Consider the following 17,475-nt stretch of genomic DNA (forward strand, 5'->3'; position numbering starts at 1 on the left):
GGGAACTGCTACACCGGCATGATCGGCAGCCGCAACGCTCCGGGGGCCTCCGGCGGCACCGCTGGGTTCTTCGGGGCCACCGGCGCCACTCGCCGGTACTCCGTGCCCAACGCCGGGCGGGGGTCCGCTTCCCCGCGGTTCGGCCAGAACGCCATCGCCCGCTCCGCCTGGGCCGTGATCGTCAGTGACGGGTTCACGCCCAGGTTCGCCGTGATGGCCGAGCCGTCCACCACGTGCAGGCCCGGGTGGCCGTACAGCCGCTGGTACGGGTCGACCACGCCCGACGCGGGGGAGTCGCCGATCGTGCAGCCGCCGATGAAGTGGCCCGTGATCGGGGTGTTCAGCATGTCCGTCCACGCACCCTGCGGGAGTCCGCCGATCTTCGAAGCGACCCGGCGGGTCACCTCGTGGCCCGCCGGGATCCACTCCGGGGACGGCGCGCCCGCGCCTTGGCGGGTCGTCATGCGGCGGCCGAACAGGCCTCTTTTCGTGTACGTCGTCACGGAGTTGTCGAGCGTCTGCATCACCAGCAGCCCGATCATCCGCTCCGACCAGTGCCGCGGGTTGTGGATGCGCAGCAGGTCGCGGCGAGAACGCCACAGCTCGCGCAACCCCAGCACCCAGCGCTTGCGGCCCGGCACGCCGTCCACGAGCACCGTCGCCATCAGGCCCATCACGTTGCTGCCGCGCCCGTACCGCACCGGCTCCACGTGCGTCACCGCGTCCGGGTGGATCGACGACGTGATCGCGACGCCTCGCGAATAGTCCGTGTCCTCGCGCAGCGACCGCGCCGCCAGCACCGCCTCGGAGTTCGTGCGGGCCAGGAGCCCGAGCCGCGGGGAGACGTGCGGAAGGGTTCCGGTGTCCCGCATGCGGTGCAGCAGCCGTTGCGTCCCCAGCGAAGCCGCCGAGAACACCACCTGCGTCGCGGTGAACGTCCGCCGCGAAAAGCCGCCGGTCCGTCGCGTGTCCACCGCGTAGCCGCCGTCGATCGGCCGGACGGACACCGCCGTCGTCAGCGGGTGCACCACCGCGCCCGCCTGCTCGGCCAGGTACAGGTAGTTCTTCACGGTCGTGTTCTTCGCGCCGACCCGGCACCCGGTCATGCACTCGCCGCACAAGGTGCACGACGAACGCAGGGGACCGGCGCCGCCGAAGAACGGGTCCACTCCGGACTGTCCGAAGTAGACGCCGACCGGCGTGCGGCGGTACGTGTGGCCGATACCCATGTCCTCGGCCACGTCCCGGAGCACCCGGTCCGCGGCCGTCGTCGCGGGGTTCTCGACCACGCCCAGCATCCGCTTCGCCTGGTCGTAGTACGGCGCCAGCTCGGACTTCCAGTCCGTGATGTGCGCCCACTGCGGGTCTTCGTAGAACTTGTCCGGCGGCTCGTACAGCGTGTTCGCGTACACCAGCGAACCACCGCCGACGCCGGAGCCGCTCATCACGAACGTGTTCTTCAGCAGCGTCAGCCGCTGGATGCCGAAACACCCCAGCGCGGGCGCCCACAGGTACTTCCGCAGCCGCCACGACGTCTTCGCGAACTCGTCGTCGGCGAACCGGCGGCCGGTCTCCAGCACGCCGACGCGGTAGCCCTTCTCGGTCAGCCGCAACGCCGTGACGCTGCCGCCGAACCCCGAGCCGATCACCAGGACGTCGTAGTCCATCACGCCACCACCCGGTAGTCGCCCACGTCGAGCCGCCGGGTCCGGCGGTCGTACTCGGTGACCAGGCCCGGCCAGTTGGTCGTGACGCGGCCGTCGGCCTGGCGGTACCAGCTCGTGCAGGCACTCCACACGCTGTGGCCGAGCCGCCGCTGCACTTCGTCGTCGTAGCGCTGTTCGACCTCGGGCCGGACCTCCACGAAGGACACTCCGGGCCGCGCCAGCCGTTCCACGGCTTGGCGGATGTACCGCGCCTGCCGCTCGATCATGTAGATGATGGACCCGGCGCCGAGGTTGGTGTTGGGCCCGTAGACGCAGAACATGTTCGGGAACCCGGGCACGGCCATGCCGAGGTAGGCCCGCGCGCCGCCGGACCAGGCGTCCCGCAGCGAACGGCCGCCGCGGCCGGTCACCTCCATCCGGCCGAGGAACTCCGTTGCGGCGAACCCGGTGCCGTAGACCAGGACGTCCGCTTCGAGCTCGGTCCCGTCTTCGACCCGCACGCCGCGCGGCGTGATCGACGAGATCCGCCGCGTCTCGACGTCGACGTCCGGCTGGGCCAGCGCGGGCAGGTAGTCGTTGGTGAAGAGGATCCGCTTGCATCCCAGGGGGTAGGCCGGCTTCAGCTTCGCGCGCAGCTCCGGGTCCTTGATGTGGCGGCGGCGCAGCTGCGCGGTCCGCAGCTCGAACATCTTCGCCAGCACGGGGTGACGCGTCATCGCGTACGTCGCGTACTCGGCGAGCAGGAAGATCCGCAGCCGGCCGAGCAGCTGCGTCGGCGGCAGGTGCTCGAACAGCCAGTGCTGCCACCGCCGGTAGGTCGGGTCCGACTTCGCCATCACGTAAGGCGGCGTGCGCTGGAAGACCGTGACGTGCTTCGCGTGCTTCCGCAGCTCGGGCACGAACTGGACGGCGCTGGCCCCGGTCCCGATGACCGCGACGCGCTTGCCGGCGAGGTCGACGTCGTGGTCCCAGCGCGCGGAGTGGAAGGCGTCGCCCGCGAAGCTTTCGCGGCCGGGGATGTCGGGCAGAACCGGCCGGGACAGCTGGCCGACGGCGGGGACGAAAACGTTTGCCTCGTACGTTTCGCCCGTGGTTTCGACGCGCCAGACGCCGCGCTCCTCGTCGAACGATGCCCCGGTGACCTCGGTGCCGTAGCGGATGTGGGGTTCGAGGCCGTACTTCGCGATGACGCCCCGCAGGTAGGCGAGGATGTCCGGCTGGTGCGAGAAGCGCTTCGGCCACCGCGGGTTCGGTTCGAAGGAGAACGAATAGAGCGGCGACGGGATGTCGCAGGCGGCGCCGGGGTAGGTGTTGTCCCGCCAGACCCCGCCGGGCGCGTCCGCGCTCTCGAGGATCGTGAAGCCGGTGAACCCGGCGCGCTTCAGCTCGACCGCCGTCCCGATGCCGCCGAACCCGGTGCCCACGATCAGCACCGACGGCTCCTTCGCCGAACTACTCATGCCGGAAAAGCTACGCAGCAGGGGCCTGTGACAACAGGCCACGAACGGTCACTCGATCGAGAATTCCGGCCACGTCACGCCGGCGGGTGGACGCGCACTTCCCGCGTTTCCGCAGCCGGCTCCGCCCAGTCGGCCAGCCGCGAGGCCGCGCTCTCCAACGTCGCCAGGTCGCGCTTCGGCAGTTTCTCGAACGGCGAAAGGTCGACCACGGCGGCCTTGCGGGACGTCGTGATCTCCCAGAGCCCGCGAACCTGCCCGCCCACCAGCAAGGTGCCCTTGACCAGCCCGTTCTGCGTGATCACCCGCTTGCGGTACTCGTCGGAGACGATCCGCGTCCGGTCCGCGTACGACAGGATCATCTGGTCGAACGGCCCGAGCAGCCGCGGTGGCGCCGGGACGTCCTCGTCCGGGATCGTCAGCTCCGGCAGGTCCAGCAGCTCGCGCCCGTCCGGGTCGCGGTAGCGCCGCAGGTCCATCGAAGCTGCCACCTCGCCCAGCCGGGTGATGCCCGCCCACGCCTGCACGTCGGCCACCGAAGCCGGTCCGAACGCGCGCAGGTACCGCTCGATCAACGAAGACGGCGAAGGCGGCGCGAGCGGCGAGTCCACCCATGCGTCCAGGCACGCGTAGGTCGTCTGGCCCGCTTTGCCCCAGACGCCCCGGGGTGGGACCTGGACCAGCGGAAGGCATCCCCGCGCGAGGTGCGTGAGCGACGCCTTGGCGCTGCCCGGCCACTTCTTCGCCAGTTCGGCACCCAGCGCGGTGCCCGACAGCGGCGCGTCGGCGAGCAGCTCCCGCGCCGCCGAGGCGACCTCGGCGTGGTCCAGCGAGGCGAGTTCGCGCGCGTGCAGCGTGTTCGTCTTGAGGTCGCGGTCGTAGAGCACCTGGACGACCGGCCGCCACGCCAGGGCGTCCGCCGCCGTCACGAGGTGGACCGTGCCGCGCATGAGCGCGATCCGCACCACCTGTCGGCTTTCCAGCAGCGAAGCCAGCTCGGCGGGCTGGAACCCGTGCAGCCGCGACCACAGCGCGTAGTACGGCGGGAACGGCGCCTGCGCCTGCAGCCCCGCCAGGTGTGCCACGGCGTCGTACGCGGACATCTTCACGCGGCGCAGCAGCAGCTGGCGCTCCAGCGTCGCGCGGGTGAGGGCCCGCCGGCTCAACGTCTCCACGCTCGTCACCCTAACGATCACCCCGGACAGTTCCGGTCCTCGATTCGACGCCGGATCGGCCGTCATCCATACTTCCGGCCATGGCCGAGCTCGCCGCGCCCGCCGTCGGGGACTGGGACTTCCCGCGCGGTACCGCCAGCATCGAGCTGATGACCCGCTTCGCCGCCGACCGCGGGCTGCCCGACGGGAAGCTGCTCGCCGCCACGACGCTCTCGCCGGAGCTGCTCGCCGACCCGTCGGTGCAGGTCGACGCGCGCCAGGAGCTGGCCGTCGTCCGCGCGCTCGCGGAGCTGGACGGTTCGGACGCCACGGCTCTCGAACTCGGGCGCCGCTACCGCGTCAGCACCTTCGGCATCTTCGGCTTCGCCTGCATCAGCAGCCCGACCCTGCGCGACGCGATGCTGTTCGCACTGCGCTACTTCGACCTCAGCTTCGCGTTCTGCATCCCGCACGTCGAGCTCGAACCCGGCCGGCTGACGCTGGAGCTCGACGACAGCCGCGTGCCCGGCGACGTCGCCCGGTTCCTCGTGCTGCGCGACCTGGCCGCGATCTTCTCCGTCATGCGCGACCTCCTGCCGGAGATCGCGCCGCAGGAGCTGACTTTCCGGCACGATCCGTCCACAGTGGACGCCTACGAGCGGACGTTCGGCCTGAAGCCGCGGTTCCGTGCCGACGCCTGCCGCGCGACGCTCGACCCGGCGCTGCTGACCCGGCCGCTGCCGCAGGCCAACGACCAGACGGTCGCCCTCTGCGCCGCGCAGTGCCAGGTGCTCGTCGAGCGCAGACGCCGGCGTTCGGGCATCGCGCAGCAAGTGCGCGAACGCCTGGTCCGCCTCGGCGGCGTCGACGCCGGCATGGACGAGATCGCCCGCCAGCTGACGCTCAGCACGCGGACGCTGCGCCGGCGCCTGACCGAGGCCGGCACCAGCTACCGCGCGCTGGTCGACGAAGTCCGCCAGACGCTGGCCGAAGAGCTGCTCGACACCGGCGTGCTGTCGGTCGAGGACGTCGCGTACCGGCTCGGGTACGCCGAAGCGTCGAGCTTCATCTACGCGTTCAAGCGCTGGACCGGGATGACGCCGGCGGCGTTCGCCCGTCGCTTCCGGGCCGCTCGGCAAGCACCGCCGGGTAGGTGACCTTCAGCAGGTTGAGGATCGAGTCGGTGAGGAAGGTGCGCAGCGCCGCGCGGTCGAGCGTGCCGCGGATCAGCCATTCGCGTGACGCCGCCCGCAGCATCCCGCCGAACGACCGGATCATGGCGCGCAGCTCTTCCCGGCCTTCGGTGACGTCGCTCATCAACGCCGCTTCGAGCACGCGATCGGCGGCCACTTCGTCGGCTTCGAGCATGATTCGCTCGATTTCGGGGTCCCGGCCCGCGGATTCGGGGCCGATCACGGTCAGCCAGGCGTCGCGGTTGCGGTCCACGACGTCCATCCACCGCTCGACGCCGATCGCCAGCCGTTGCTCCATCGTGGTGTCCGGCAGCGCTTCGGTGACCGGTGCGGGCACGATCATCAGCTGCCGTACCACTTCCAGGTACAGTTCGCGCTTGCCGCCGAAGTAGTGGTTGATGAGCGGGCGCGCCACGCCGGCGGCCTCCGCTATGTCCGAAGTGGACACCGACGCGTAGCTGCCGGCGCCGAACAGGTGCCGGGCGGCGGCGAGGATTTCCGCACGCCGTTCGGCGGGTTCGAGGCGGCGGCGCCGCGGCCGGGTCCCACTGGTCACCCGCCCAGCCTCGCGGGGGATCGGCACCCTGTCAACAAGTAGTTGACCCGTTGTCAAAAGAGTGACTTCCGGTGGCGGGCAAGCGGTGTTTCGCGCCAACCTTTGTCGTTACGCAACCGGAACAACCCGCCGGTAACTTCCCGGCACCCGGATGCGACGAGACGGCAGGGACCCGCGACCGGGGGTAGGAGCAGATGACCGAAGAAGACGCGCCGATCCGGCCGGCCGGACGCTGGGTGAGCGTCCGCCTGCAGCATCGCCACGTCAGCTTCGACGACGGCTTCGAAGCGGACGAGCCGCTGCCCGACGGCGACTGCGCGGACGAAGAGTCCTTGTCCTACTCGGGAATCGTGATCACGAGCTACGACGAAGGGTCGAAAGTCTCCGAGCGCTGGATCCCGCTCGGCATCGACCCGTCCGAAGCGGACGACGAACGCCTGATCGGCCAGTTGCGCGACGCCCTCCTCTGGCAGGCGGGCCGTCCGCCACAGGCCGCGGGTGAATGACTCACGACACCGTGCGCAGGCCTTCGAACGCCACCTTGCACACCGCGTCCGCCACTTCGGTCGCGGACGATCCCCGCCGCGGCTTGTACCACTCGATCAGGGAGTTGACCATGCCGAAGACGAGCCGCGCGGTCACCGCCGGGTCGACGTCCGGGCGGAGGTCGCCCTCCGCCTCCGCCTGCTTCACCAGGTCGGTCACCAACCGGTCGAATTCGCGACGCCGCGTCAGCGCCGCCCGCTCCACCTTCGTGTTGCCGCGCACGCGAAGCAGCAGCGTGACGAACGGCAGCCGGTCGGCCAGTACCAGCACGCTGCCGCGCACCAGGTGCTCCAGCCGGTCGATCGCGCCGCCGTCCAGTTCGGTCGTCTCCGCGGCGACGGCGAACAGCCCGTCCAGCGCCCGGTCCACCGCCAGCCGCAGCAGTTCCTCCTTGCTGGGCACGTGGTGGTAGATCGCCGACTTCGTGATGCCGAGCTTGCGGGAGAGGTCCTCCATGCTCGTGCCGTCGTAGCCGCGCTCGTTGAACAGCCGCACCGCCACCTGCAGCAGCGATTCGAGGTCGTAGCCCGGGCGCCCGCGCCGCGGTGTGGTCACGGCTTCTCCCGCTGGTCGACGATGCGCCGCATCTTGCCCATGGACCGTTCGAGGGTGTCCGGGTCGACGACGTCGACCGACACCGTGACGCCGACACCGTCCTTGACGCCCGAGATCAGCGAGGCGGCGGCCGCCTCCCGGTCCGCCGAAGAGGCGTCGTGCCGGGCCTCGACCAGCACGGTCAGGTGGTCGAGCCGCCCGCGCGTGGACCGGACCAGCTGGAAGTGCGGGCTGAGCCCGTCCGTGCGCAGCACGATCTCCTCGATCTGCGTCGGGAAGACGTTGACCCCGCGCAGGATGATCAGGTCGTCGGTGCGGCCGGTGACCTTGTCCATCCGCCGGAACGCCGGCCGCGCGGTGCCCGGGCGCAACGCCGTCAGGTCGCGGGTGCGGTAGCGGATGATCGGCAGCGCCTGCTTGGTCAGCGAGGTGAACAGCAGCTCACCGGTCTCGCCGGGCTCGAGCACGTGCTCGTCGAAGGGGTCGATCACCTCGGGGTAGAAGTGGTCCTCCCAGATGTGCAGGCCGTCCTTCGTCTCGACGCACTCCTGCGCGACACCCGGGCCCATCACCTCGGACAGCCCGTAGATGTCGACGGCGTCGAGCGCGAACCGCTCTTCGATCTCGGCCCGCATCTGCTCGGTCCAGGGCTCGGCGCCGAAGATGCCCACCTTGAGCGAGCTGGCCCGCGGGTCCACGCCCTGGCGCTCGAACTCGTCGAGCAGTGTCAGCATGTACGACGGCGTCACCATGATGATCTCGGGCTTGAAGTCGGTGATGAGCTGCACCTGCCGTGCCGTCATCCCGCCGGACGCCGGGATCACCGTGCAGCCCAGCTTCTCCGCGCCGTAGTGCGCGCCCAGGCCGCCGGTGAACAGGCCGTACCCGTAGGCGACGTGCACCTTGTGCCCCGGACGGCCGCCCGCGGCGTGGATCGACCGGGCCATCACCGTCGCCCAGGTGTCGATGTCCTGCTCGGTGTAGCCGACGACGGTGGCCTTGCCGGTGGTGCCGCTGGAGGCGTGGATGCGGCGCACCTGGTCCTGCGGCACCGCGAACATCCCGAACGGGTAGTTCTCGCGCAGGTCCTGCTTCGTGGTGAACGGGAACTTCGCCAGGTCGGCGAGCTCCTTGCAGTCGTCCGGGTGCACGCCGGCCGCGTCGAACTTCCGGGTGTAGGCGGGCACGTTCGCGTAGGCGTGTCTTAGCGTCCATTGCAGACGCTCGAGCTGCAGCGCGGCCAGCTCGTCCGCGCCGATGTTCGCCTCGATCATGGTCAGTCCCGTTTCGCGGAGATGGCGCGGCTGCGGCCGCGGAATTCGGCGACGACTTCGGGCCCCGCGGGGGTCTCCCGGTGCACGGTGACGTCGTAGATGCCGTTGCGGCCGTAGCGGGTGCGCTCGGTGGCCGTGGCGACGAGGTGGTCGCCGAGCCGGCCGGCCGCGACGAAGGAGATTTCGGCGCCGGCGGCGACCGTCACCGGGCCGTGGGTGTTGCACGCGCACGCGAAGGCCGTGTCGGCGAGCAGGAAGACGTAACCGCCGTGGGCGATGTCGTGGCCGTTGACCATCGCGCCCGTGATCGTCATGGTCGCGACGGCCCGGCCGTCGCCCGCTTCGACCAGTTCGATGCCCAGTGCGCGGGAGGCCTCGTCGGCGGCGAACATGGTGTGCGCGGCGTTGGTCATGCGCCCTCCGTCCTGACTGACCGAATGGACGGTCACCTGCGGTGCCGCTCAGTAAAGGCAGGGCCCGGGGGCCGTGTCAAGCGCCGCCTCTTCCGATCTCCGGGTCCAGCCGCTACCATGGAATTACTGAACGTCCGGTAGGTAATTCGGTGGAGAGGTCGGACCTGATGGCATTGCTGCGCAGCTACGTCTCCGGGGAGTGGCACACGGCGTCGGAGGCGGGCGTTCCCCTGCACGACGCGGCCACGGGCGAGGAGGTCGCGCGGATCTCCTCGGCGGGTGTCGACTTCGCGGGTGCACTGGCGTACGGCCGCCGGGTCGGCGGCCCGGCGCTGCGGGAGCTGACGTTCCACCAGCGTGCGGCGCTGCTGAAGGCCCTGGCCTCGCACCTGCGCGAACACCGCGAAGAGCTGTACGCACTCTCCGCGCGCACCGGTGCCACGCTGGGTGACTCGAAGTTCGACATCGACGGCGGCATCGGCGTGCTGTTCAGCTACGCCTCGAAGGGCAAGCGCGAGCTGCCGAACGACACCGTCTACGTCGAGGGCAACGTCGAGCCGCTGTCGCGCGAGGGCACCTTCGTCGCCCAGCACATCGCGACGCCGCTGCGCGGTGTCGCCGTGCAGATCAACGCCTTCAACTTCCCCGTGTGGGGTCCGCTGGAGAAGTTCGCGCCCGCGTTCCTCGCCGGGGTGCCGAGCCTGGTCAAGCCGGCGAGCCAGACGGCGTACCTGACCGCGCGGCTGGTCGAGCTGATCGTCGAGTCGGGGATCCTGCCCGAGGGCTCGCTGCAGTTCGTCGCGGGCAGCGTCGGCGACCTGCTGGACCACGTCACCGCGCAGGACCTGGTGTCGTTCACCGGCTCGGCGTCCACCGCGCAGAAGCTGCGCGCGCACCCGGCGATCGTGCGGAACTCGGTGCGGTTCAACGCCGAGGCCGACTCGCTGAACTGCTCGATCCTCGGACCCGACGCGGTGCGCGGGACCACCGAGTTCGACCTGTTCGTCAAGCAGCTGACCACGGAGATGACGGTCAAGGCGGGCCAGAAGTGCACCGCCATCCGCCGCGCGTTCGTCCCGGCCGCGCTGCTGGACGACGTCGCCGAGGCCGCCTCGGCGCGGCTCGCGAAGGTGACCGTCGGCAACCCGGCGGCCGAGGGTGTCCGGATGGGCGCGCTGGCCAGCCTGGAGCAGCGCGAAGAGGTCCGGCGGTCGCTGAAGGCGCTGCTGGACGCGGGCAGCGTCGTGTTCGGCGACCCGGAAAACGTCTCCGTGGTCGACGCGGACGCCGAGCGCGGCGCGTTCCTCTCGCCGGTGCTGCTCAAGGCGGACCCGGAGCGCTCCGAGCCGCACGAGGTCGAGGCGTTCGGCCCGGTCTCGACGCTCCTGCCGTACACGTCCGCCGAGCAGGTCGTCGAGCTGGCAGCCCGGGGCGGCGGCAGCCTGGCCGGGTCCGTGGTCAGCGCGGACAAGGAGTTCGTCCGCGAGGTCGTCCTCGGCGCGGCGCCGTACCACGGCCGCCTGCTGGTCCTGGACGCCGACGACGCGAAGGAGTCGACGGGGCACGGCTCGCCGATGCCGCAGCTCGTCCACGGCGGCCCCGGCCGCGCGGGCGGCGGCGAGGAGATGGGCGGCGTCCGCGGCGTGCTGCACCACATGCAGCGCACGGCCGTGCAGGGCTCGCCGGCGGTGCTGTCCGCGGTCACCGGCCGCTGGGTCACCGGCGCGCCGCGCACCGAAGGCGACGTCCACCCGTTCCGCAAGTCGCTGGCCGAGCTGAAGATCGGCGACTCCGTCGTCGCCGGGCCGCGCACGGTCAGCCAGGAAGACGTCGACCACTTCGCCGAGTTCACCGGCGACACGTTCTACGCCCACACCGACCCCGAGGCCGCGGCCGCGAACCCGCTGTTCGGCGGGATCGTCGCGCACGGCTACCTGGTCGTCTCGTTCGCGGCCGGGTTGTTCGTCTCGCCCGAGCCGGGCCCGGTGCTCGCCAACTACGGCCTGGAGAACCTGCGGTTCCTCACGCCGGTCAAGGTCGGCGACTCGCTGACCGTGACCCTGACCGCCAAGCAGATCACCCCGCGGATCGACCAGGAGTACGGCGAGGTCCGCTGGGACGCCGACGTCACCAACGCCGACGGCGAGTCCGTCGCCAAGTACGACGTCCTGACCCTCGTCGCGAAGGAGCAGTCGTGACCGCCGTTCTGGAGGAGCAGTTCGAGGCCGTCATCGAGCGCGACCAGCGCATCGAGCCGCGCGACTGGGTGCCCGAGGGCTACCGCAAGACGATGATCCGGCAGATCGCGCAGCACGCGCACTCGGAGATCATCGGCATGCAGCCGGAGGGCAACTGGATCACGCGGGCGCCGTCGTTGCGGCGCAAGGCGATCCTGCTGGCCAAGGTGCAGGACGAAGCCGGGCACGGCCTGTACCTGTACTCGGCGGCGGCGACGCTGGGCGCGGACCGCGCGGACCTGACCGACAAGCTGATCACGGGCAAGCAGAAGTACTCGTCGATCTTCAACTACCCGACGCTGACCTTCGCCGACGTCGGCGTGATCGGCTGGCTGGTCGACGGCGCGGCGATCTGCAACCAGGTGCCGCTGTGCCGGTCGTCCTACGGGCCTTACGCGCGGGCGATGATCCGGATCTGCAAGGAGGAGTCCTTCCACCAGCGGCAGGGCTACGAGCTGCTGATGACGATGATGCGCGGGACGGACCAGCAGCGGGAGATGGTCCAGGAGGCCGTGAACCGCTGGTGGTGGCCGTCGCTGATGATGTTCGGCCCGCCGGACGCCGATTCGCCGAACACCGCGCAGTCGATGGCCTGGAAGGTCAAGCGCCACACCAACGACGAGCTGCGGCAGCGCTTCGTCGACATGTCGGTGCCGCAGGCCGAGGCGCTCGGTGTCACGTTCCCGGACCCTTCGTTGAAGTGGAACCCCGACCGCGAGCACTACGACTTCGGCGCGGTCGACTGGGACGAGTTCAAGAACGTCTTGAAGGGCAACGGCCCCTGCAACGCGTCGCGGATCGCGCACCGGCGCCGCGCGCACGAGGACGGCGCCTGGGTGCGTGAAGCCGCGGTGGCGCACGCCGAGAAGAAGGGTTCGCGATGAAGCACGACTGGCCGCTGTACGAGGTGTTCGTCCGCGGGAAGCGCGGGTTGAACCACGTGCACGTCGGTTCGCTGCACGCGGCCGACGACGAGATGGCGCTGCACCACGCGCGTGACCTCTACACGCGCCGCAACGAAGGCGTGTCGATCTGGGTCGTTCGGGCAGCGGACATCACCGCGTCGTCGCCGGACGAGAAGGACCCGTTCTTCGCGCCCAGCGGCGACAAGGTCTACCGCCACCCGACGTTCTACGACATCCCCGAGGAGGTGCCGCACATATGAGTTTCGACAACGTCTACGAGTCGCTGACCGAGGAGAACGACGCCCGCTGGGCGTTCGGCACCGGCTTCGAGGACCCGCTGTCCGGAGTGGACACTTCGGTGCCGTCCGGAGTGGACGGCGCTCGGCTCGCGGCCTACTGCCTGATGCTGGGCGACGACGCGCTGGTCTTCTCCCACCGGCTGCAGGAGTGGTGCACCAACGCGCCCGAGCTGGAGGACGAGGTCGCGATCGCGAACATCGGCCTCGACCTGCTCGGCCAGGCGCGGCTGCTGCTCGCGCGCGCCGGCAAGGCGGACGGCTCGGGGCGGTCCGAGGACTCCTACGCGTTCCAGCGCGTGGAGAACGAGTTCCGCAACGTCCGGCTCGCCGAGCTGGGCGGCGGCCACTTCGGGCACCTGATCGCGCGGCTGTTCGTCTTCTCGACGTGGCGGCTGGCGCTGTTCCAGCGGCTGGTGACGTCGGTGGACCCGGTGCTGGCGGCGATCGCGGACAAGGGCGTCAAGGAGCTGACCTACCACCGCGACTACGCGGCGCAGTGGCTGGTCCGGCTCGGGGACGGCACCGAGCTGTCCCACGAGCGGATGCAGGAAGGCCTCGACGCGGTCTGGCCGTACGTCGGCGAGCTGTTCCGCACGCACGCCGTGGAACTCGTGGACGCGGCCTCGCTGCGGCCGGAGTTCGACGCGGTGCTGGACCAGGCCCTCGCGGCCGCCACGCTTTCCCGTCCCACGGTCGGTGAACTGGCGGGTGTCTCGGGCCGGACGGGCCGCGACGGCGTCCACACCGAGCAGCTGGGGTTCCTGCTGGCGGAGCTGCAGAGCGTCGCCCGGGCCATGCCGGACGCGAAGTGGTGACCGCGGCGGCGGTCGCGGCCACGGTCACCGACCCCGAGCTGCCGATGCTGACCCTGGCCGACCTGGGCGTGCTGCGTTCGGTGGCCGAAGAGGACGGCCGGGTGGTCGTCGCGATCACGCCGACGTACACCGGCTGCCCGGCGATGGACACCATGCGCGACGACCTGGAGCACGCGCTGGTTTCGGCGGGCTACGCGGACGTCGAGATCCGCACGCAGCTCTCGCCGGCGTGGACGTCGGACTGGATCTCGGCTTCGGGCCGCGAAAAGCTGGCCTCGGCGGGCATCGCCCCGCCGGGCGCGGCGCCGCGGCGGTCGGGCCCGATCCCGCTGACGCTGTCGGCGCCGGTGTCGCGCGTCGTCTGCCCGCACTGCGGTTCCGCCGACACGGAAGAGCAGTCCCGTTTCGGCGCGACAGCGTGCAAGGCGCTGCGGCGCTGCCGGTCGTGCGCCGAGCCGTTCGAGCACGTCAAGGAGATTTAAGGTGGCGTTCCATCCCCTGAAGGTCGCGGGCGTCACGCGGTTGTGCGACGACGCGGTCGCCGTGACGTTCGACGTGCCCGACTCGTTGTCGGCCGAGTTCGCCTTCAAGCCGGGCCAGTCGCTGACCCTGCGGCGGGCGGTCGACGGGCGTGACGAGCGCCGGTCGTACTCGATCTGCGCGGCGGCGGGCGCGGCTCCCCGGGTGGGCGTCCGTCTGGTGCCGGACGGCCTGTTCTCGTCCTGGCTGGTGAACGAGGTCCGCGCGGGCGACACGATCGAGGTGGCCACGCCGACCGGGTCGTTCACCCCCGACCTGGCGGCCGGCGGCCACCACGTCCTGATCGCGGCGGGCTCGGGCATCACCCCGGTGCTGTCGATCGTGTCGTCGCTGTTGGCGACGCCGGACGCGACGGTGACGGTGCTGTACGGCAACCGCCGCACGGACACGGTGATGTTCGCGGACGAGCTGGCCGACCTGAAGGACCGCGCGCCGGCCCGCCTGGAACTGATCCACGTGCTCTCGCGCGAGCCGCGCGAGGCGGAACTGTTCACAGGCCGCCTGGACGTGCCGAAGCTGCGTCAGCTGTTCGACACGCTGGTGCCGGTGTCCACTGTGGACCACTTCTGGCTGTGCGGCCCGTTCGAGATGGTGACGGGCGCTCAGGAACTGCTGGCGTCCCTGGACGTGCCGCGCGCGCGGATCCACCAGGAGCTGTTCTACGTCGACACCCCGCCGGAGCCGGTGACCCACCTCGACCCGCAGGTGGCGGGGGAGTCGTCGGAGGTCCGCGTGGTCCTGGACGGCCGTTCGTCGTCGATGACCCTGCCGCGCTCGACATCGGTCCTGGACGGCGCGCAGAAGTTCCGGCCCGACCTGCCGTTCGCGTGCAAGGGCGGGGTGTGCGGCACGTGCCGCGCCCGGGTCACGGAGGGCAAGGTCGACCTGCGGCGGAACTTCGCGCTGGAGGAGGCGGAGGTCGAGGCGGGCTTCGTGCTGACGTGCCAGTCCTACCCGGTCTCGGAGACCGTCACGGTCGACTTCGACGCCTGAGCGGCTCAGAGGATGCGGCGTCTCCGGCGACGGCGGGGACGCTCCGTCACTTCGTCCTCGGGCGCGATCTCCGGTTCCTCCACGGGCTTGGCCGTCGGATCCGTCAGCCCCAGCATCTCCGCCGCCAGCTGCTGGGAGCTCGCGAACCGTCCCGTCGGGGCCTCGCGGGCGCGTCGCAGGGCTGCCGGGCGGAGGCGGTTGTAGCCGCGGACCGTCACCGGCCGGCGGGGGCGCAGCTCGTACTCCTTCTCGTCCTTCAGCTCGGTCGCCAGCTCCTTGTCGACCAGGATCGTGCCCGGGCGGGCCACCGACGTCAGCCGGGCCGCCAGGTTGACCACCGAGCCGTAGACGTCGCCGAACCGCGACAGGATGCGGCCCGACGCCATGCCCGCGCGGACCGCCGGGAGGCTTTCGTCCGCCGACGTCCGCTCGGTCAGGGTCAGGGCGATCTCCGCCGCGTCGGCCGCCGAGTCCGCGACGAACAGGACCTCGTCGCCGATCATCTTCACCACGCGGCCGTGGTGCTCGGCGATCACCTCCGTCGCCAGCGTCTCGAACGCGTCGAGCACGCGGCTCAGCTCGTCTTCGTCGATCTGGCGGGTCAGCCTCGTGTAGCCGACCATGTCGACGAAGCCGACCACTTCGGTGCGCGCCTCGACGTTGTCGCCCGCGGCCGCGAACGCCCGGCCCGCGTACGCCGCGAGATGCCGGCGCCAGACGAAGTTCTGGACCCGTTCGAGCTCCGGCAGCAGCCGGTCGACCAGGCGCGTCACCTGACGCTCGTTGCGGCCCAGCTCCGGCTGCTCGCGGATCAGTTCCCACAGCATGTCGACCTGCCACTCGGCCAGCCGCGACAGGTGCTGGCCGAGCGCGCGCGTCACCGAGACCTCGATGCTCGGGTCGATCAGCCCCGACTGGACCAGCTGGTCCGCCGTCCGCATCGCCTCGACGTCCGCGTCGGTGAAGACGACCTCGTCGTCGCGGACCGTCGCGAAGCCCAGCGCGCGCCAAAGCCGGCGTGACCGCTCATCGGGCACGCCGGCCTTTTCGGCCACTTCGAGCCGGGTGTACTTCCGCCTGCCGCCGAGCAGGACGCGTTCGAGCCGCTGCTGAAGCTCCTCGCTCGGGTCGGTCACGGCTCAGGTCGTGTGGACGATCAGCACGTCCACGCCGGACTTGCGTGCCACCTCGGACGGCACCGAGCCCAGGATCCGGCCGGCGATCGTGTTGAGCCCGCGGTTGCCGACCACCAGCAGGTCGGCCTCGCGCTCGTGCACGACCTTGCGCAGCGAGTCGACCGGGTCGCCCTTCACCGCGATCGTGTCGATCTTCGCCGCGCCGGCCTTGGTCGCCCGGTCGCGCGCCGACTGCAGCGTGTCCTCGGCCGGGGCCGAGCCGACGACCTGGTACGCCTCTTCGCCGAGGACGTCCTGGGCCTTGTCGACGTCGGACTTGCTGGCCGGGTAGTACGCACACGCGATGACGAGCGTGGCGCCCGCGTCGCCGGCCACCGCCGCCGCGCGGTCCACCGCCGCGAACGAGGACTCCGAGCCGTCCGTGCCCACCACCACGGTCCGATATGCCGCACCCATGCGCAAAACCTCCAGGTGATCCCGCGTGAGCAGGGACGATAGCCGGTCGGGACCGACCGCGCAGGCTCGTCCGCGCCCGTGTCGGGTGGAAGGTTACTCGCCAGTCGCTTTCTGCGCTCCGCTCGGCCGCGGAGCGGGCTTCGGGGCGGGCTTGGGCGCGGGCTTCGGCTTGGGGACGTCCGAGGCGCGGATCCGGATGGTCTCCTCGACGTCGGGCGTCCGGACCGTCTTCTCGGTGTCTTCGGCGGCCGCCGGCTTCTCCGCCTTCAGGTCGCTGCCCTTCAGGTCGGCCGTGACGTCCGCGGGCACCTTCACGTCGTCGCCGAGGACGGTGTGCGCTTCGGCCAGCACCGCTCGCGCCGCGCGGACCTGCTCGGCCAGCCCGCCGCGGACCTTGCGCAGGGCGTCGACGCGCTCGTTGGCCTGCGTGATACGCCGGTTCGACTCGTCGGTCGCCGTGGTCACGCGGCGCCGAGCTTCGTCGGCGGCCTCCGCGAGCCGGGCGTTCGCCTCGGTGATCGAGTCCTGCCGGCGCTTGTTCGCCTCGGCGACGGACTCCCGCTGACGGCGTTCGATGTCGGCCTTCGCGGCCTTCTCCTCTTCGAGGACCTTCGCGCGGATGTCGGCGGCGTCCTGCGTCGCCTCCTGGACGCGGCGCGCGGCCTCGGCCTTGCTCGCGGCCTCCTGCTCGGCCAGCACGCGCATCGCCTCGGTGCGGCGCGAGGCCATCGCGATCTCGAAGTCCTCTTCGACCTTCGTGCGGCGGTCGGACGACTCGGTGTCGAGCCGCTTGCGCTCCGCCTCGGCCTCGTCAGTGATCTTCTTGGCCTCCGCGCGGGCATCCTCGAGGACCTTGCGGTGCTCGGCTTCCATCTCCTTGCGGCGCAGGTCGAGCTCGGTGAGCAGCTGCTCGTAGCGGGCGCGCATGGCGCTCGCGTCCGTCTCGGCCTTGGCCCGGATGTGGCCGGCCTCGGCTTCGGCGCGGGCGCGCGTGTCGGCGGATTCGTCCTGCGCGAGGCGCAGCATCCGCTGCAGCCGCTCGGACAGGCCTTCGACGCTGGTGGGCGGCTGGGCGAGCCGGTCGACCTGCCCGCGCAGGTCCGCGATCTCGCCGCGCGCGATCTCCAGCTGCCGGGCCAGGTCGCCGGCCTGCGCGATGGCCGCGTCCCGGTCGGCGGTGAGCATCTTGAGGTCGCCGTCCAGCCGCTCGAGGTGCTCGTCGACCTGCGCTCGGCTGTACCCGCGCTTCGCCACGTCGAAGCCGGCTCCCAGCGGCACA

At 71.1% G+C, this 17,475-nt stretch carries 18 protein-coding genes; 8 read left to right on the forward strand and 10 right to left on the reverse strand.

Going from position 1 to position 17,475, the window contains the following annotated elements; all coding sequences use genetic code 11:
* Positions 1-8: 8 nt before the first annotated feature.
* The 3 genes from ACYVLJ_RS38105 to ACYVLJ_RS38115 form a co-directional block, all read right to left on the reverse strand.
* Positions 9-1,667 carry a GMC family oxidoreductase gene (locus ACYVLJ_RS38105; RefSeq protein ID WP_460442315.1) on the reverse strand — a complete coding sequence of 553 codons (1,659 nt, stop codon included), beginning with the start codon at positions 1,665-1,667 and terminating at the stop codon, positions 9-11.
* On the reverse strand, positions 1,667-3,127 hold the full coding sequence (locus tag ACYVLJ_RS38110) for a flavin-containing monooxygenase (RefSeq protein WP_460442316.1): 1,461 nt from the start codon (positions 3,125-3,127) through the stop codon (positions 1,667-1,669). Before ACYVLJ_RS38110 ends, ACYVLJ_RS38105 begins: the two co-directional genes overlap by 1 nt.
* Before the next feature lie 74 nt (positions 3,128-3,201).
* Complete coding sequence (locus tag ACYVLJ_RS38115) at positions 3,202-4,299, reverse strand: winged helix DNA-binding domain-containing protein (protein WP_460442317.1); 1,098 nt, start codon at positions 4,297-4,299, stop codon at positions 3,202-3,204.
* Positions 4,300-4,379: 80 nt separating this feature from the next.
* Here ACYVLJ_RS38115 and ACYVLJ_RS38120 point away from each other — a divergent pair, with 80 nt between their 5' ends.
* Complete coding sequence (locus ACYVLJ_RS38120; protein WP_460442318.1) at positions 4,380-5,435, forward strand: AraC family transcriptional regulator; 1,056 nt, start codon at positions 4,380-4,382, stop codon at positions 5,433-5,435.
* On the opposite strand, the gene ACYVLJ_RS38125 is transcribed toward ACYVLJ_RS38120, so the two are convergent.
* Positions 5,356-6,027: a TetR/AcrR family transcriptional regulator gene (locus ACYVLJ_RS38125; protein WP_451979171.1), complete on the reverse strand. Its 672-nt coding sequence runs from the start codon at positions 6,025-6,027 to the stop codon at positions 5,356-5,358. The two genes, ACYVLJ_RS38120 and ACYVLJ_RS38125, sit on opposite strands and share 80 nt — an antisense overlap.
* Before the next feature lie 194 nt (positions 6,028-6,221).
* On the opposite strand from ACYVLJ_RS38125, the gene ACYVLJ_RS38130 reads away from it, so the two are divergent.
* Positions 6,222-6,533, forward strand: a complete 312-nt coding sequence (locus tag ACYVLJ_RS38130) for a hypothetical protein (RefSeq protein ID WP_451979174.1) — start codon at positions 6,222-6,224, stop codon at positions 6,531-6,533.
* A 1-nt stretch (position 6,534) separates the two neighbouring features.
* On the opposite strand, the gene ACYVLJ_RS38135 is transcribed toward ACYVLJ_RS38130, so the two are convergent.
* From ACYVLJ_RS38135 to paaI, 3 genes are read right to left on the reverse strand one after another with little or no spacing between them, the layout of a single operon-like run.
* Positions 6,535-7,128 (reverse strand): TetR/AcrR family transcriptional regulator, encoded by a 594-nt coding sequence (locus tag ACYVLJ_RS38135; RefSeq protein WP_460442319.1) that lies wholly within the window; start codon positions 7,126-7,128, stop codon positions 6,535-6,537.
* A complete protein-coding gene (gene paaK, locus ACYVLJ_RS38140; RefSeq protein ID WP_460442320.1) occupies positions 7,125-8,402 on the reverse strand; it encodes a phenylacetate--CoA ligase in 1,278 nt (425 codons plus the stop codon). Before paaK ends, ACYVLJ_RS38135 begins: the two co-directional genes overlap by 4 nt.
* 2 nt (positions 8,403-8,404) lie before the next feature.
* Positions 8,405-8,815: a hydroxyphenylacetyl-CoA thioesterase PaaI gene (paaI, locus tag ACYVLJ_RS38145; RefSeq protein WP_451979182.1), complete on the reverse strand. Its 411-nt coding sequence runs from the start codon at positions 8,813-8,815 to the stop codon at positions 8,405-8,407.
* Between the two features lie 167 nt (positions 8,816-8,982).
* On the opposite strand from paaI, the gene paaZ reads away from it, so the two are divergent.
* From paaZ to paaE, 6 genes are read left to right on the forward strand one after another with little or no spacing between them, the layout of a single operon-like run.
* Positions 8,983-11,013 (forward strand): phenylacetic acid degradation bifunctional protein PaaZ, encoded by a 2,031-nt coding sequence (gene paaZ, locus ACYVLJ_RS38150; protein ID WP_460442321.1) that lies wholly within the window; start codon positions 8,983-8,985, stop codon positions 11,011-11,013.
* Positions 11,010-11,936: a 1,2-phenylacetyl-CoA epoxidase subunit PaaA gene (paaA, locus tag ACYVLJ_RS38155; RefSeq protein ID WP_451979188.1), complete on the forward strand. Its 927-nt coding sequence runs from the start codon at positions 11,010-11,012 to the stop codon at positions 11,934-11,936. The genes paaZ and paaA overlap by 4 nt, the downstream gene beginning before the upstream one ends.
* Positions 11,933-12,217, forward strand: a complete 285-nt coding sequence (gene paaB / locus ACYVLJ_RS38160) for a 1,2-phenylacetyl-CoA epoxidase subunit PaaB (protein WP_247025279.1) — start codon at positions 11,933-11,935, stop codon at positions 12,215-12,217. The genes paaA and paaB overlap by 4 nt, the downstream gene beginning before the upstream one ends.
* Positions 12,214-13,071: a 1,2-phenylacetyl-CoA epoxidase subunit PaaC gene (gene paaC, locus ACYVLJ_RS38165; RefSeq protein WP_460442322.1), complete on the forward strand. Its 858-nt coding sequence runs from the start codon at positions 12,214-12,216 to the stop codon at positions 13,069-13,071. The genes paaB and paaC overlap by 4 nt, the downstream gene beginning before the upstream one ends.
* A complete protein-coding gene (gene paaD / locus ACYVLJ_RS38170) occupies positions 13,065-13,553 on the forward strand; it encodes a PaaD family protein (protein WP_460442323.1) in 489 nt (162 codons plus the stop codon). The genes paaC and paaD overlap by 7 nt, the downstream gene beginning before the upstream one ends.
* A gap of 1 nt (position 13,554) precedes the next feature.
* Positions 13,555-14,604, forward strand: a complete 1,050-nt coding sequence (gene paaE, locus ACYVLJ_RS38175) for a 1,2-phenylacetyl-CoA epoxidase subunit PaaE (RefSeq protein WP_451979197.1) — start codon at positions 13,555-13,557, stop codon at positions 14,602-14,604.
* A 5-nt stretch (positions 14,605-14,609) separates the two neighbouring features.
* Here paaE and ACYVLJ_RS38180 read toward each other — a convergent pair whose 3' ends face one another.
* From ACYVLJ_RS38180 to ACYVLJ_RS38190, 3 genes are all read right to left on the reverse strand, one after another.
* Positions 14,610-15,740, reverse strand: a complete 1,131-nt coding sequence (locus tag ACYVLJ_RS38180) for an adenylate/guanylate cyclase domain-containing protein (RefSeq protein WP_451979200.1) — start codon at positions 15,738-15,740, stop codon at positions 14,610-14,612.
* A 3-nt stretch (positions 15,741-15,743) separates the two neighbouring features.
* Entirely contained in the window at positions 15,744-16,196 is a 453-nt protein-coding gene (locus tag ACYVLJ_RS38185; protein ID WP_451979202.1) for a universal stress protein, read from the reverse strand.
* 93 nt (positions 16,197-16,289) lie between these two features.
* Positions 16,290-17,474: a coiled-coil domain-containing protein gene (locus ACYVLJ_RS38190; protein WP_451979815.1), complete on the reverse strand. Its 1,185-nt coding sequence runs from the start codon at positions 17,472-17,474 to the stop codon at positions 16,290-16,292.
* Position 17,475: the final 1 nt, after the last annotated feature.

This window comes from Amycolatopsis stemonae, from assembly GCF_054781455.1.

Coding starts and splice junctions, on each gene's coding strand:
- ACYVLJ_RS38105 (WP_460442315.1), bottom strand. CDS start 1,667: ATGGACTACGACGTCCTGGTGATCGGCTCGGGGTTCGGCGGCAGCGTC.
- ACYVLJ_RS38110 (WP_460442316.1), bottom strand. CDS start 3,127: ATGAGTAGTTCGGCGAAGGAGCCGTCGGTGCTGATCGTGGGCACCGGG.
- ACYVLJ_RS38120 (WP_460442318.1), top strand. CDS start 4,380: ATGGCCGAGCTCGCCGCGCCCGCCGTCGGGGACTGGGACTTCCCGCGC.
- ACYVLJ_RS38130 (WP_451979174.1), top strand. CDS start 6,222: ATGACCGAAGAAGACGCGCCGATCCGGCCGGCCGGACGCTGGGTGAGC.
- paaK (WP_460442320.1), bottom strand. CDS start 8,402: ATGATCGAGGCGAACATCGGCGCGGACGAGCTGGCCGCGCTGCAGCTC.
- paaI (WP_451979182.1), bottom strand. CDS start 8,815: ATGACCAACGCCGCGCACACCATGTTCGCCGCCGACGAGGCCTCCCGC.
- paaZ (WP_460442321.1), top strand. CDS start 8,983: ATGGCATTGCTGCGCAGCTACGTCTCCGGGGAGTGGCACACGGCGTCG.
- paaB (WP_247025279.1), top strand. CDS start 11,933: ATGAAGCACGACTGGCCGCTGTACGAGGTGTTCGTCCGCGGGAAGCGC.
- paaC (WP_460442322.1), top strand. CDS start 12,214: ATGAGTTTCGACAACGTCTACGAGTCGCTGACCGAGGAGAACGACGCC.
- ACYVLJ_RS38185 (WP_451979202.1), bottom strand. CDS start 16,196: ATGGGTGCGGCATATCGGACCGTGGTGGTGGGCACGGACGGCTCGGAG.